This window comes from Xanthobacter pollutisoli (genome assembly GCF_040044995.1).
Lineage (GTDB): Bacteria > Pseudomonadota > Alphaproteobacteria > Rhizobiales > Xanthobacteraceae > Xanthobacter.
Genome location: NZ_JBDZDP010000001.1, coordinates 192,012 through 206,005, shown reverse-complemented (window position 1 = coordinate 206,005; position 13,994 = coordinate 192,012). Strand labels below are relative to the sequence as shown.

Below are 13,994 nucleotides of genomic sequence, written 5' to 3'. Positions count from 1 at the left end.
ATCCCCCGGCTTAACCCGGGGGATCCCGCGGCTGCCGGCGTCTCAGCCTCGCGACAGGCCCTGTGCCTCCAGCGCCTTGAGATAGGCGCCGAATTTCTCGTCCTGGTTCACCCCGTAGTTGTAGAGCAGGTCCCAGGTGTAGAGGCCTGTGCCGTGGCCGTCGTCGAACTGAATGCGGACCGCATAATTGCCCACCGGTTCCACCTGCGCGATGCGCACGGACCGCTTGCCGGCCACTGTGATCTTCTCCTCCGGCTGATGGCCTTGCACTTCTGCAGACGGGCTCTCCACCCTGAGATATTCCGCCGGCAGGGTGAATTTGGCACCGTCCTCGAAGGTGACGGCAAGGGCGTGGCGCTCGTTCACCACGCGAAGCTCGGTCGGCCAGGGGCCGGAAGTGGCGGGCATTTGATTCTCCAATTGCGCGATAAGGCCGCGCCACACGCCTTCGTGTTGGGGCGCCGGGCCTGTTCATCCCGTTCTTGCATACGATATATAGAGAACCTGCCGAAGCCCGCCGACTGCCGCATGGCGGCCGCGGGTGCAGACCGGCGGACCAGCCGGCACCGGTGATTGTCCAGGGAGTGTGCGGGTGAGCAACGTTCCGAGGGATCTGATCGACAGGCCAGGCGCCGCCACGGCCGAAGCCGCTGGGCCGCTGGTGGACACCTTCGGCCGCGCCGTCACCTATCTGCGCGTCTCCGTCACCGACCGGTGCGATTTCCGCTGCGTCTATTGCATGTCGGAGCACATGACCTTCCTGCCCAAGCAGGACCTCCTTTCGCTCGAGGAACTGGACCGCCTGTGCAGCGCCTTCGTGCTGCGCGGCGTGCGCAAGCTGCGCCTCACTGGCGGCGAGCCTCTGGTGCGGCGGGATGTGATGACCCTGTTCCGCAGCCTTTCCCGCCATCTGGAGAGCGGACGCCTCGACGAGCTCACGGTAACCACCAACGGCTCCCAGCTCGCCCGCTATGCGGCAGAGCTTGCGGCGTGCGGGGTGAAGCGCATCAACGTCTCCATCGACACGCTCGATCCGGCCAAGTTCCGCACCATCACCCGCTGGGGCGACCTCCCCAAGGTGCTCGAGGGCATCAACGCTGCCCGGGAGGCGGGCATCAAGGTGAAGATCAACGCCGTGGCGCTCAAGGACGTCAACGAGCACGAGATCGCGTCCATGATGGAATGGGCCCACGGCGAAGGCCACGATCTGTCGCTGATCGAGGTGATGCCGCTGGGCGAAGTGGGCGAGGAGCGGGTGGACCAGTATCTTCCCCTCTCCGCCGTGCGCGCGGCGCTGGAGGAGCGCTTTACCCTTACCGATATCGCCTATCGCACCGGTGGGCCCGCCCGCTATGTGGAGGTGAAGGAGACCGGCGGACGCCTCGGCCTCATCACACCGCTGACCCACAATTTCTGCGAGGGCTGCAACCGCGTGCGCGTCACCTGCACCGGGACGCTCTACATGTGCCTCGGCCAGGAGGATGCGGCGGACCTGAGGGCACCCCTGCGAGCCACGGCGGACGATGCGCTGCTGCACCGGGCCATCGACGAAGCCATCTTCCGCAAGCCCAAGGGCCATGATTTCGTCATCGACCGTACCACCCGCCAGCCAGCGGTGGGCCGCCACATGAGCATGACGGGCGGCTGAGCCGTCTCTCGATTGCGGCAAAGAGGTGGCGGCGCCATGCCGTTGGAGAAGGGCTGTCGCGCGAGCCCCCGCGCAAAGCGCAGAACGTCTTTACCGGAAATCAGTTACATCTGCCCCAACAACGGATGAGGAGCGCGCACGAGGCCGTTCCGCTGGAGCAATCCAAGAGGTCGGACGTGAGACTGCCCCGGGCGCGTGTATGCGCCGGACTATTGCCCGCCATACCGGTTGCTGGCCGCTTCTGCCGGAGCATCGCGCCATGAGCGTCCAGCCGGTGATCGCAGCCCCGCGCTCCGCCATGGCCCATTCGAGCCTCAAGGGCGTCGCGGCCATGGCGCTGGCCATGGCGATGTTCGTCACCAACGATACGCTTCTCAAGCTCGCCATGCGGGAAATCCCGCTGGGCGAGGCGCTGGGCCTGCGCTCCTTCGGTGCCGGCGTGTTCCTCTTCGCCCTCGTCGCCGTCTCCGGGGACTGGGTGGCGATCCGCTATGCGTTCCAGCGCCGCGTGATGCTGCGCTCCTCACTCGATACCGTCACCACCTTCGTTTATGTGGCGGCGCTGGCGGTGATGCCCATCGCTTCCACCACCACCATCTACATGGCGACGCCGCTCATCACCACGGCACTGGCCATGCCCATGCTGGGCGAAAAGGTGGGCTGGCGCAGCTGGTGCGCCATCACCGTGGGCTTCATGGGCGCGGTGATCGTGACCCGGCCGGATCCCGCAACCTTCAGCGCCATCGCGCTGCTGCCGCTCATCGCCGCCTTCTCCGGCTCGGTGCGCGACGTGGCCACGCGCGGAATCGGCGCGCAAATTCCCGGCACGATCGTGGGCCTATCCGGCACCATCGTCCTCTCGCTCACCTCGGCCGTATTCGCCCTGTGGGAAACGTGGCAGGTGCCGTCGGCCCTTGTGCTGCTCTATCTGGTCGCTTCGGGGGCCGCCTTCGCCATCGGGTCGCTGCTGCTGGTCTTCGCCTTCCGCAATGCGCCCATCGCGTCGGTTTCGCCGCTGCGTTATCTGCTGGTGTTCGGGGCTCTGGTGTCGGGCTACTTCGTGTTCGGCGACCTGCCCGACGCCTGGACGACCATCGGCATGGTGCTGGTAGTCGGGGCTGGGATCTACGCCCTCCAGAGCGAGCACGCCAAGAGCCGCGCGGCCCGCCGGCAGGACCAGCTTGCCGTCGCGGGCGGTGCGGGTTGCCAGCCCGCCGTCGCGTGCGCGCCCCCGCGGGATTGAATCCCACGTCCATCCTTCAGATCAAGGAAGGTACCGCCCCGTGTGACGGGGCGGTTCAGCCGCGCGGCCGATATTCGCCGGTGACCGGGTCGCGCTCCAGCGGCACGGCAGTCATGTCGCCATCGGTGGGGGTGCGCCGGCGGTCGAGGGCGTCGTTGACGCGGCGGGTCTCGGTGACGATCAGCTTGGCGAGCGCCGCAGCACCGATGGCGCCGAGGGCGACGACGAGGAACGGCGGCACGGTGGACGTCTCCTGAGGTCTTCGCCGCGACGGCGATCGTGAAATGAAAGCACGCGCCCATGGCGAAAAAGCGCCGACGGCGCTCAGCCGATGCGCACCGCTTTGCCCTTGACCGCGTCCGGCCGCGGCCAGAGGGAGCCATCGTCGAAGAACGCGCCCGCCGCCGCAGCGCCCTTCTTCAGCAGCTCATCGATGAAATAGGGCGCGCGGTTCAGCTTCGAGGCATAGCTCTTGTCGGTCAGTCCGGATTCCACGAGGCGGATCTGCACGGTCCTGAAGTTGCCGCTCGCCATGGCCTCGGGGGTGAAGGCATTCTCGGCGATGAGACGGTTTATCTTGTCGACGAAGTGCAGCTCCTGCGCCATGGCAATGTTGCCCGACAATTCGTTGCGCCGGTCGATGATCTCGGCGGTGAGCCGCGGCAGGGGCGAGCGTTGGGGATTGATCTGGATGACCCACAATTCGTCGATGTCGAGCTTGACCAGGTCGCGGATGGGCGGGTTCACGCTGAACAATCCGTCCCATAGCATCCACTGCTGGAACGGCACCGCCTCGTAGAGGAAGGGCACCGCCGCCGAGGCGATGAGCGCGTCGTAATTCACTTCCCGCCCGGCGATCACCACCCGGTCGCCGCTCAGCACGTCGGTGGCTCCCACCAGCAGCTCCGGCTCGTCCGGCCGCGGCGGCGGCAGGGCCTCGAGGCGCAGGTGATCCTTCAGCCAGCCACGCATGATGGCGGCCGCGGGGGCGGGCACCCGATAGGGGCTGACCTCGAAGGTGAAGGGCAAGGCGGCGAACATCTGGCTCACCGCATTCGCCCAGAAATCCGGCGGGTCGTTCGCCTTCAGGGTTTCCCAGAAGCCCATGAGGCGGCGGTCGGCATCCTCCCGCCCGGCGGCCACGAAGCCGGCCCAGACGAGGGCCGCGCACATGGCTCCACCCGACGTACCGCTGATGCCCTTCAGCTCGAAGGCGTGGGCCGGGTCGGGGTCTGTCAGCAGCGCGTGCAGCAGGCCGGCGGCGAAGGCGGCATGGCTCCCGCCCCCCTGGCAGGCAATGGCGACCTTGAGCATGGGGAAGCTCCGTGGGAGGGCCCTCTACAATTATGGCCATCCCCGGCGGGCCTGCAACCGCTCCGGTTGCGGCTTCGGCGCGCGATCCGCCTCAGGCGGCGAAGACCTTGTAGCGGCGGGGGCGCAGGCCAACCTGCGTGCCCGGCTCCAGCGTCTGGCCGTGCGGCACGGCGGCTTCCACCACCACTGGTCCGTCGCGGCCGGCAAGCTGCACGTCGGCCCGACGGGTGGGACCGAAGGTACGCACCGCCAGCACCTTGCCCGATATGGGGGTGGCGCCGGGGTCGGCGAGGTCCACGTCGTGCGGGCGGGCGAGGATGCGGGCCGGGCCGTCGGCGACGCCCTGGCTGTCGAGCCCCAGGGCATGACCACCGAGATAGAGTGCGCCGCCCTTCACCTCGCCCGGGAGGGCTATGGTCTCGCCGATGAAGTCGTGGACGAAGGCGGTGGCGGGGTTGTCATAGACCTCCGCCGGCGAGCCGACCTGCTCGATCTTGCCGTGGCCCATCACCACGACGCGGTCGGCCAGCTCCAGTGCCTCCTCCTGGTCGTGGGTGACGAGGACAGAGGTGACGGGGAGTTCCTCGTGCAGGTGCCGCAGCCAGCGGCGCAGTTCCTTGCGCACCTTGGCGTCCAGCGCGCCGAAGGGCTCGTCGAGCAGCAGCACGCGGGGCGAGATGGCGAGCGCGCGGGCCAGCGCCACGCGCTGGCGCTGGCCGCCGGAGAGCTGGGCCGGGTAGCGCTCGGCCAGCCAGTCGATCTGCACCAAAGAGAGCAGCTCGTTGACCTTCTCGCGGATGGCGGCCTCGGGCAGCTTGTCCGCCCCGCGTCGCACCCGGAGGCCGAAGGCCACGTTCTCGAACACGTTCATGTGCCGGAACAGGGCATAATGCTGGAACACGAAGCCGACGTTCCGCTCGCGCACCGAGCGGGCGAGCGCGTCCTCGCCGTCGAACCGCACCTCGCCGGAATCCGGCCACTCCAGCCCGGCGATGATGCGCAGCAGGGTGGTCTTGCCCGAGCCCGAGGGGCCGAGCAGCGCCACCAGCTCGCCGGTACGGATGGTGAGGCTCACATTGTCGAGCGCGGCGAAAGTCTTGAAGCGCTTGGTGACGCCGACGACGTCGATGGTCATCTGTCTTCCTCGGCGAGGCGGTGTTCGAGAATGGTCTTGGCGACGAGCGTGACGAGCGCCAGCAGGGCGAGCAGGGACGCCACCGCGAAGGAGGCGACGAATTGGTACTCGTTATAGAGGATCTCGATGTGCAGCGGCATGGTGTTGGTGAGCCCCCGCACATGGCCCGACACCACGGAGACGGCGCCGAACTCGCCCATGGCGCGGGCGTTGCAGAGCAGCACGCCGTAGAGCAGCGCCCATTTCACATTGGGCAGCGTCACCCGGAAGAAGGTGGAGAGGCCGGAGGCGCCGAGCGAGATGGCCGCCTCCTCCTCCGCCGTGCCCTGCTCCTGCATCAGCGGGATCAACTCGCGCGCCACGAACGGGAAGGTGACGAAGATGGTGGCGAGCACGATGCCCGGCAAAGCGAAGATGATCTTGATGTCCCAGGCCTGCAGATAGGCCGCGAACAGCCCCTGCGAACCGAACAGCAGCACATAGACGAGGCCCGCGACCACGGGGGAGACCGAAAAGGGCAGGTCGATGAGGGTGATGAGGAAGGTCTTGCCGGGGAACTCGAACTTGGCGATGCACCACGACGCCACGAGCCCGAACAGCAGATTGGCCACCACCGAGATGGCGGCGACGATGAGGGTGAGGCGGATGGCGGCGAGGGCATCCGGCTCGATGAGTGCCGCCACATAGGCCTGCCAGCCGCGCTTGAACGCCTCGTAGAAGACCGCCACCAGCGGCAGACCGATGAACAATGTGAGGAAGGCGAGGGCGACGAGGGTGAGGGCGATGCGCACGGCCCGCGGCTCGGTGCGCACTGGCCGGTGCTGCGCCGCATAGGCATGCGCTTGCGCCAGCGCCGACGGAAGGCCTTCGCTGGCGCCGCGTTCCGCCGCCGGACCGGCGCTTTCACCCAGCGCGCTCATGCGTGCTTGCTCCCGCGCAGCTCGGCCCAGCGCTGCAGGCGATTGATGATGAGCAGCAGCACGAAGGACGCCAGCAGCATGACCGTGGCGATGGCGGTGGCGTCCGCATAGCGGAACTCCTCCAGCCGGATCACGATGAGCAGCGGCGCGATCTCCGACACGCCCGGCAGATTGCCGGCGATGAAGATGACGGAGCCGTATTCGCCGACGGCCCGGGCGAAGGCGAGGGCGAAACCGGTGAGCAGCGCCGGCCAGACCGAAGGCAGCACCACCTTCACCAGGGTCTGGGTGCGCGAGGCACCAAGGCTCGCCGCGGCGTCCTCCAGCTCCTGGTCGAGGTCGGCCAGCACCGGCTGCACGGTGCGCACCACGAAGGGGAGGCCGATGAAGACGAGGGCGACGAGAATGCCGAGGGGTGTGAACGACACCTGGATGCCGAGCGGCGCCAGCAGGGAGCCGATCCAGCCGTTCTCCGCATAGAGGGCGGTGAGGGCGATGCCGGCGACTGCGGTGGGCAGCGCGAAAGGAATGTCGATGAGGGCGTCGACGACCTTCTTCAGCGGGAAGTCGTAGCGCACCAGCACCCACACCACGATGGCGCCGAACACTACGTTCACGAGCGCCGCCGCGAAGGCGAGGCCGAACGACACCTGAAGGGCGTGCAGGGTGCGCGCCGCCGTGACGATGGCGATGAACCGCTCGAAGGTGAGCTCGCTCGTCTTGATGAACAGCGCCGACAGCGGCAGCAGCACGATGAGCCCCAGCCACGTGAGGGTGAGGCCCAGGGTGAGGCCGAAGCCGGGGATCACGCTCGGCTGGCGGAAGGCGAGGCGGGTCGGAGTTGCGCTCATTTGGGCATTTATACGCTTGGCTCGCACGGGCGTCGTGGGGCGCAATGACCGCGGCCTTCGCCGCCCGGGAGATCCCCGAGCGGCGAAGGCCGCGGACGGCACGAAAGGGGAGGGGTCAGTTGCCGGTGATCTGGTCGAAGACACCGCCGTCGGAGAAGTGGGCCTTCTGCGCCTTCTGCCAGCCGCCGAACACCTGATCGATGGTGAAGAGCTCGACGTTGGCGAACTTGTCCTTGAACTTGGCGGCCACCTGCTCATTGCGCGGGCGGTAGTAGTTCTTCGCGGCGATCTCCTGCCCGGCGGGGGTGTAGAGGAAGTTCAGATAGGCCTCGGCGACGGCACGGGTGCCCTTCTTGTCCACCACCTTGTCCACCACCGCCACGGGGGGCTCGGCGAGGATGGAAAGGGAGGGGGTCACGATGTCGAACTTGTCGGGTCCGAGCTCGTTCACCGAGAGATAGGCCTCGTTCTCCCACGCGATCAGCACGTCGCCGATGCCGCGCTCCACGAAGGTGACGGTCGAGCCGCGCGCGCCGGTGTCGAGAACGGGGGCATTCTTGAAGAGGGCTTTCACGAAGTCCTTGGCCTTGGCCTCGTCGCCGCCGGTCTTCTTGAGCGAATAGCCCCACGCGGCCAGATAATTCCAGCGGGCGCCGCCCGAGGTCTTGGGGTTGGGCGTGACGATCTTGATCCCTGGCTTCACCAGATCGTCCCAGTCCTTGATGCCCTTGGGATTGCCCTTGCGCACCAGGAAAACGATGGTCGAGGTGTAGGGCGCGGAATTGTCCGGCAGGCGCTTCTGCCAATCGGCGGAGAGGATGCCGCGCTCGGCGATGGCGTCGATGTCATAGGCGAGGGCGAGGGTCGCCACGTCCGCCTCCAGCCCGTCGATGATGGAGCGCGCCTGCTTGCCGGAGCCGCCGTGGGACTGGTTGATTTTCACCGTGTCGCCGGGATGCGCCTTGATCCACTGCTCGGTGAAGGCCTTGTTGACCTGAACATAGAGCTCCCGGGTCGGATCGTAGGAGACGTTCAGCAGCGTGATGTCCGCGGCGGAGGCGGCGCCAGCCGAGAGGGCGAGCGCAGCCGCCGCGAAGAGCCCGGTGCGCAGGAGCGAGCGGCGAGACGACATGGGAAACCTCCGGCGAGTTCGTCCGATATAACGATCAGATCGTCCTGTGAAGCGAACGATGTCATCCGCTCCGCCTTCGGTCAATCCATATATCACAAAATCTATGGAATTAAATTCAAATCCCTTCGCCGAAGTGAATCCCGCATTCTGTCTTGGCCTTCCCGCGCCAGCGGCCGGCGCGGGGATCCTCGCCGGGCTTCACCCGCGAGGTGCACGGCATGCAGCCGATGGAGGCGAATCCGTGCTTCTCCAGCGGGTGGCGTGGCAGCTGATGGGCGTCCATGTACCCGACCAACTCGTCGCGGCCCATGGCGGCCAGCGGATTGAATTTCACCCGCTCGCCGTCCTGCTCCACGAGCGCGATGGCCGCGCGGGTCTGGGCCTGGTAGCGCTTGCGGCCGTTGAACCAGGCGCCGAAGGGCGCGAGCGCCCGCGCCAGCGGCTCCACCTTACGCAGGGCGCAACAGGCGTCGGGATTGTCCGACCACAGGCCGTTGTCCTTGTCGCTCGCCGCCAGCGCTGCGGGATCAGGCAGGAAGGTCTGCACGTTGGTGAGGCCGAGATGGGTCGCCAGGGCGTCGCGATAGGCGAGGGTCTCGGCGAAGAGATGCCCCGTGTCGAGGAAAAGCACCGGGGTGGACCGGTCCACCTGCGCGATCAGATGCAAAAGCACCGCCGATTCCGTGCCGAAGGAGGAGACGGTGGCGATGCGGCCGGCGAAGGCGTCGAGCCCCGCCGCGATGATCTGAACCGGCGTCGCGGTCTGGAGCCGGTCGTCGAGGGCGGCGACGTCGAGGCGGGGGGCACTGCGCTCAAGAGCGGTCATGTCGTTCATCCTCCGGCCTTCGCCAGCGCCCGGCGAGCGTCGCGCGCGGTGGTCCGTCCGTCGCCGGTCGGCTGGTAGAAGACGGAATAGGTGGAAGCGGCGGCCCCGAACGCCGCGGCGTCGGCGTCCTTGTCGAAGGCGAAGGCGTCGAAGCCGGCCCTCAGCATGAGCAACACCTGATCGCGCAGCACATTGCCCACCGCGCGCAGCTCGCCCTTGAAGCCGTGGCGCTCGCGCAGCAGCCGCGCCTGGCTGTAGGCACGGCCGTCGCGGAATTTGGGAAATTCCAGCGCCACCAGGTCGAGCCGCGGCAGGAAGGGGGCAAGCTCCGCCACATCGCGGCTGTTGGGCCATACGACACCGAGCGGCCCGTTACGGCCGGCAAGCGCCGCGTCCTCCGCCAGAAGCCGGGCAGCGGAGATGAGGGCCGGCCCGTCCGGCAGCGGCGCGTCGTCGGCGACGGCGACGAAGGGATCCTCGGCGGGCGCGCCATTCTTAACGAGAGGCATAGGCGCGCTCCTTGAACGGGTCTAGGCCGAGGCGCTCCACCGCGGCGATGAAGGTCTCCGCCGGGGAGGTGCGCAGGTCGAGATAGGTCTCCACCAGCCGCTCCACCACGTCCACGATCTCGCTCTCCGGCACCGCGGGGCCGATCAGCTCGCCGAGGCGGGCCTTGGAATTGCCCTTGCCGCCGAGGGTGATCTGGAAGAATTCCTCGTCCTTCTTCTCCACACCGAGAATGCCGATGTGGCCCACGTGATGATGGCCGCAGGCGTTGATGCAGCCGGAGATGTTCACGTGCAGCCGGCCGATGTCGGTGATGCGGGCATCATCGGAGAAGCGCTCAGTGAGCTTCTGCGCGATGGGGATAGAGCGGGCATTGGCGAGCGAGCAGTAGTCGAGGCCGGGGCAGGCGATGATGTCCGTCACCAGCCCCACGTTGGGGGTGGCGACGCCGATGGCCTTGAGCTTTTCCCACAGCGCCGGCAGGTCCTTCTGCCGCACATAGGGCAAGGTCAGATTCTGCTCGTGGGCGACGCGGATCTCGCCATAGGCATACTGGTCCGCGAGGTCGGCGATGGCGTCCATCTGGTCCGCCGTCGCATCGCCGGGCGGGGCGCCCACGGGCTTCAGCGACAAGGTGACGATGGCGTGGCCCCGCGTCTTGTGCGGGGCGACGGAATTGGCGTGCCAGCGGGCGAAGGCGGGGTCGGCGAGGGCTGCCGCAAGCTCGGCCGGGCCGTCCTCCAGCGCCTCGAGATCGGGATTGGCGAAGCGGTCGCGGATGGCGTCGAGGGCGGCGTCGTCCAGCTTCAGCGCGCCGTCGCGGATCTCGGCCCATTCGGCCTCGACGCGCCGGGCGAATTCCTCGGTGCCCACCTCGTGCACCTGGATCTTGATGCGCGCCTTGTAGATATTATCCCGCCGCCCGCCAAGATTGTAGGTGCGCAGGATCGCCTCCAGATAGGAGAGCAGATCCTCTTCCGGCAGGAAGTCGCGGATGGTCTTGCCGATGAACGGCGAGCGCCCGAGGCCGCCGCCGACGATCACCTCGAAACCGGTCTTGCCGTCGCGCTTGTGCAGGCGCAGTCCCACGTCATGGACGCGGATCGCCGCGCGGTCGTGCTTTGCCGCGGTGATGGCGATCTTGAACTTGCGCGGCAGGTAGGTGAATTCCGGGTGCAGGGTGGACCACTGCCGGATCACCTCGGCATAGAGGCGCGGGTCCGCCACCTCGTCGGCGGCCGCGCCGGCCCAGGGATCGGTGGTGGTGTTGCGGATGCAGTTGCCCGACGTCTGCAGGCCGTGGATGCCCACCTCGGCGAGGTCGGCCATGGCATCGGGCAGCTCGGCGAGCTTGATCCAGTTGAACTGAATGTTCTGCCGCGTGGTGAAATGGCCGTAGCCCCGGTCGTACTTGCGCGCCACGGCGGCGAGCGCCCGCAGTTGGCGCGACGACAACGTGCCGTAGGGGATGCAGACCCTGAGCATGTAGGCGTGGAGCTGGAGGTAGACGCCGTTCATCAGCCGGAGCGGCTTGAACTCCTCCTCGTTGAGGGCGCCCGACAGGCGCCGCTCCACCTGGTCGCGGAACTCGGCGACGCGCTCCATCAGGAAGGTGCGGTCGAACTCGTCATAGACATACATGATGCGGCTCTGGATGCGGCGTCAGGCGGCGCCGGGCAAGGAAATGGTGGGCCCGGCGACGCGGATGCGCTCGCGCAGGTTGGCCGGCTCGGGCGTGCCGTCGCCGGCAAGGCGCACCGGCGCGGGATAGGCCCCCACGGCGGTGTTCTCGTCGGTGTGAGCGATGTCGAGCAGGCGGGAGACCTCTTCGCTGGTGGCTCCCACGGCAGCTTCGGAGAGGGTCGCGGTCCAGCCGCCGGCCGGGGTGAGCCACACGACGAGGCCGTCGGCGAGGCGGTTGGCGGTGACGACGGTGGGACCGCTGATCTTCAGCTTGCGCTGCAATGGCGAGGTCATGAACGGCAATGCTCCGCGCGTCGGCCTATCAACTCACACCGGAAACGCGCTATTTAATCCGCTTTATCGTGTGTCTTAAACTAAATCACCGACGAAAAATGCGCAATAGAGAAATACCCACTTCACGCAAGTGTAAATTCTATCAGTTTAGTAGACTTTAAATCTGGAGCCGCCCGCCGGGATGTTCGGCCGGTGCCTTGTGGGAGCGGCTTGCCTTTGGCAGCTTGCGCGCAGGCCCGGTGCAGACGCACGGGCGAAGCCGAGGAACGCCCATGACCGCCGAGAACAGCCCCGTCCGCCTCGACATCGCCGACGGGGTCGCGCGCATCCGGTTCAATCGGCCTCACGTCCTGAATGCCCTCGACGAAGCCACGATCCTCGCCTTCAGCGCGGCGGTGGACAAAGCGGCGCGGGATGAGCGTGTGCGGGTGGTGGTGCTCTCGGGGGAGGGGCGGGCCTTCCTCGCCGGCGGCGACGTGGGACGCTTCCATGCGGCGGGTCCCGACGCGCCCAAGGTGGTCGCCGCCATCATCGACCCCTTCCACCATGCGATGCTCACGCTCGCGGCCATGACGGCTCCGGTGGTGGCGAGCGTGCACGGCGCCGTGGCCGGGGCGGGCGTATCGGTGGCGCTGGCGGCCGACCTCGCCATCGCCGCCGACGACCTCAAGATGACGCTGGCCTATACCCGCATCGGCACCTCGCCGGATGGGTCGTCCACCTTCTCGCTGCCGCGGGTGGTCGGTCTGCGCAAGGCGATGGAGATCGCTCTCCTCTCCGACACCATCGAGGCGCCGGAGGCGCTGCGGCTCGGCCTCGTCAACAAGGTCGTGCCGGCAGCCGATCTGGCGGCGGAGACCGACGCCCTGGCGAAGCGCCTTGCCGAGGGGCCGACCCTCGCCTACGGCCGCATCAAGCATCTGTTGCGCGCGTCATTCAGCCACAGCCTGGCGGATCAGTTGCATGCGGAGCGCGATGCCTTCATCGCCAGCGCGGGAACTGCCGATTTCGCCGATGGCGTCGCTGCCTTCATGCAGAAGCGGCCGCCCCGGTTCGAGGGGAAATGAGGCGCACCTCCGCGTTTCAAAAACGCATATAAATTTTGTAGTTTTGTTGAATTCACTCTCAATATAATTTCACCCGAAATAGTGGAGAGTGAAATCCATGACCGCCATCCGTGGCCGCGTCCTGCGCGACAGCCTTCTTTTCCTTCTTGCCTACGGGGTCATCGTCACGGCGGTGGTCTTCGGCTGAGCCTGCGGCGTCACACCGGCTTCGGCCGGGGGAGCCGGAAGCGGGCGGCGAGCCTGTCGAACGCCTCGGCGGTGGCCGGATCGATGGGAATGCCGCCACGGCGCCTGTCCTGCGCCACCTTGAATTCCCGGTCCCCCGGCGCCATCACCCCTTCCCCCGGCGCCGCGCGCGAGGCCCGCAGGGTCTGTCGATAGCGTTGCATGGCGGCGCCGAAGTCCGCCTCCGGCAGGAAGGCGCCCGGCTTCAACGCCATGACGAAGGCGCCCACGTTGCGCGGCGTCGCGAAATCCGGCCCGCCCATGGGCGCGATGTCGAACGAAAGCCGCGCGCCGGCCAGTGCCGCGCTGAAGATCTCCACCACCCCTGCCAGCGCCGCCCCCTTGAAGCCGAATGCGCCGCCCAGGGGCGCCAGCATCTCCACCGCATGCGGATCGCGGGTGTCGTGGCCAACCGCGTCGGAAGCCACCTCGGCCGGCAGGCCCTGCTCCAGGCTGCGGTAGAGGAGGACGCGATTATAGGGGATGGCGCTGGTCGCCATGTCCAGGAGCCATGGCTCGTCGTCCTCCACTGGTACGCCCATGGCGATGGGGTTCGTGCCATGGAACCGCTCGGCCCCGCCGTGCAGGCGCACGAAGCTGTCGGAATTGCAGAAGGCGAGGCCGATGAAGCCCTTCTCCGCCGCCGCCAGCGCGTAGGCCCCTGCCGCCCCGAAGTGCGAGGAGTTGCGGATGGCCACCGCGCCGATGCCGAACTGGGCGGCCTTGTCCATGGCGTAGTCCATGGCGGCATAGGCGGCGCGGGCGCCATGCCCGTCGCCTGCATCAAGGGTCGCCACCGCCGCGGCACCGGCGTGGAAATCCAGTACAGGCCGGCCCTTCACCCGGCCACCAGCGATGACCGTTACATAATGGTCGAGCAGACGCACGCCGTGGCTGTCCACCCCGAAGCGCGAGCCGTGCAGCATGGCGCGCGCCGCCGCTTGCGCGGTCTCGTCATCGGCGCCGGCCGCGGCGAGGGCGGCGACGCAGAAGGCGCGAAGGTCCTCCTCCCGATGGCGCTCCAGGCTCGCGGCGCTGGACATCAGGGAGGTGGTTGCAACGGGGGCAGGGGACATGGATGCAGCTTCCTCGGGCGGCCGGCAGGAATCTCCGGCCTGCTATCGCGTCCTTTGTATTCATTGGACGCAT

General features: G+C 67.7%; 15 protein-coding genes. 3 read left to right on the top strand and 12 right to left on the bottom strand.

The window, feature by feature from the left end:
• Positions 1-42: 42 nt before the first annotated feature.
• A complete protein-coding gene (locus ABLE93_RS00995) occupies positions 43-408 on the bottom strand; it encodes a gamma-butyrobetaine hydroxylase family protein (RefSeq protein WP_348837265.1) in 366 nt (121 codons plus the stop codon).
• Between the two features lie 205 nt (positions 409-613).
• On the opposite strand from ABLE93_RS00995, the gene moaA reads away from it, so the two are divergent.
• Both moaA and ABLE93_RS00985 read left to right on the top strand, forming a co-directional pair.
• Positions 614-1,648 (top strand): GTP 3',8-cyclase MoaA, encoded by a 1,035-nt coding sequence (moaA, locus tag ABLE93_RS00990; protein WP_348838447.1) that lies wholly within the window; start codon positions 614-616, stop codon positions 1,646-1,648.
• A 259-nt stretch (positions 1,649-1,907) separates the two neighbouring features.
• On the top strand, positions 1,908-2,891 hold the full coding sequence (locus ABLE93_RS00985) for a DMT family transporter (RefSeq protein WP_348837263.1): 984 nt from the start codon (positions 1,908-1,910) through the stop codon (positions 2,889-2,891).
• Between the two features lie 55 nt (positions 2,892-2,946).
• Here ABLE93_RS00985 and ABLE93_RS00980 read toward each other — a convergent pair whose 3' ends face one another.
• From ABLE93_RS00980 to ABLE93_RS00935, 10 genes are all read right to left on the bottom strand, one after another.
• Positions 2,947-3,132, bottom strand: coding sequence for a hypothetical protein (locus tag ABLE93_RS00980; RefSeq protein ID WP_348837261.1), 186 nt, complete (start codon positions 3,130-3,132; stop codon positions 2,947-2,949).
• Positions 3,133-3,215: 83 nt separating this feature from the next.
• Positions 3,216-4,205 carry a patatin-like phospholipase family protein gene (locus ABLE93_RS00975; RefSeq protein WP_348837258.1) on the bottom strand — a complete coding sequence of 330 codons (990 nt, stop codon included), beginning with the start codon at positions 4,203-4,205 and terminating at the stop codon, positions 3,216-3,218.
• 91 nt (positions 4,206-4,296) lie between these two features.
• Entirely contained in the window at positions 4,297-5,340 is a 1,044-nt protein-coding gene (locus ABLE93_RS00970; RefSeq protein ID WP_348837256.1) for a sulfate/molybdate ABC transporter ATP-binding protein, read from the bottom strand.
• Positions 5,337-6,260 carry a sulfate ABC transporter permease subunit CysW gene (gene cysW / locus ABLE93_RS00965; RefSeq protein ID WP_348837254.1) on the bottom strand — a complete coding sequence of 308 codons (924 nt, stop codon included), beginning with the start codon at positions 6,258-6,260 and terminating at the stop codon, positions 5,337-5,339. Before cysW ends, ABLE93_RS00970 begins: the two co-directional genes overlap by 4 nt.
• Positions 6,257-7,111, bottom strand: a complete 855-nt coding sequence (gene cysT / locus ABLE93_RS00960; RefSeq protein WP_348837251.1) for a sulfate ABC transporter permease subunit CysT — start codon at positions 7,109-7,111, stop codon at positions 6,257-6,259. Before cysT ends, cysW begins: the two co-directional genes overlap by 4 nt.
• A 115-nt stretch (positions 7,112-7,226) precedes the next feature.
• Positions 7,227-8,243 (bottom strand): sulfate ABC transporter substrate-binding protein, encoded by a 1,017-nt coding sequence (locus ABLE93_RS00955; protein WP_348837248.1) that lies wholly within the window; start codon positions 8,241-8,243, stop codon positions 7,227-7,229.
• A 115-nt stretch (positions 8,244-8,358) separates the two neighbouring features.
• Positions 8,359-9,069, bottom strand: a complete 711-nt coding sequence (locus tag ABLE93_RS00950; protein WP_348837245.1) for a phosphoadenylyl-sulfate reductase — start codon at positions 9,067-9,069, stop codon at positions 8,359-8,361.
• Positions 9,070-9,074: 5 nt separating this feature from the next.
• Positions 9,075-9,578 carry a DUF934 domain-containing protein gene (locus ABLE93_RS00945; RefSeq protein ID WP_348837244.1) on the bottom strand — a complete coding sequence of 168 codons (504 nt, stop codon included), beginning with the start codon at positions 9,576-9,578 and terminating at the stop codon, positions 9,075-9,077.
• The gene (locus ABLE93_RS00940; RefSeq protein WP_348837241.1) at positions 9,565-11,217 is read right to left on the bottom strand and encodes a nitrite/sulfite reductase; all 1,653 of its coding nucleotides are present in this window, start codon (positions 11,215-11,217) and stop codon (positions 9,565-9,567) included. Before ABLE93_RS00940 ends, ABLE93_RS00945 begins: the two co-directional genes overlap by 14 nt.
• A gap of 21 nt (positions 11,218-11,238) precedes the next feature.
• Positions 11,239-11,553: a DUF2849 domain-containing protein gene (locus ABLE93_RS00935; RefSeq protein ID WP_348837240.1), complete on the bottom strand. Its 315-nt coding sequence runs from the start codon at positions 11,551-11,553 to the stop codon at positions 11,239-11,241.
• A 272-nt stretch (positions 11,554-11,825) separates the two neighbouring features.
• Here ABLE93_RS00935 and ABLE93_RS00930 point away from each other — a divergent pair, with 272 nt between their 5' ends.
• On the top strand, positions 11,826-12,620 hold the full coding sequence (locus tag ABLE93_RS00930; RefSeq protein WP_348837238.1) for an enoyl-CoA hydratase/isomerase family protein: 795 nt from the start codon (positions 11,826-11,828) through the stop codon (positions 12,618-12,620).
• Positions 12,621-12,817: 197 nt separating this feature from the next.
• Here the strand turns inward: ABLE93_RS00930 and ABLE93_RS00925 are convergent, their stop codons facing one another.
• Positions 12,818-13,888, bottom strand: a complete 1,071-nt coding sequence (locus tag ABLE93_RS00925; protein ID WP_348838444.1) for an Ldh family oxidoreductase — start codon at positions 13,886-13,888, stop codon at positions 12,818-12,820.
• Positions 13,889-13,994 lie beyond the last annotated feature (106 nt).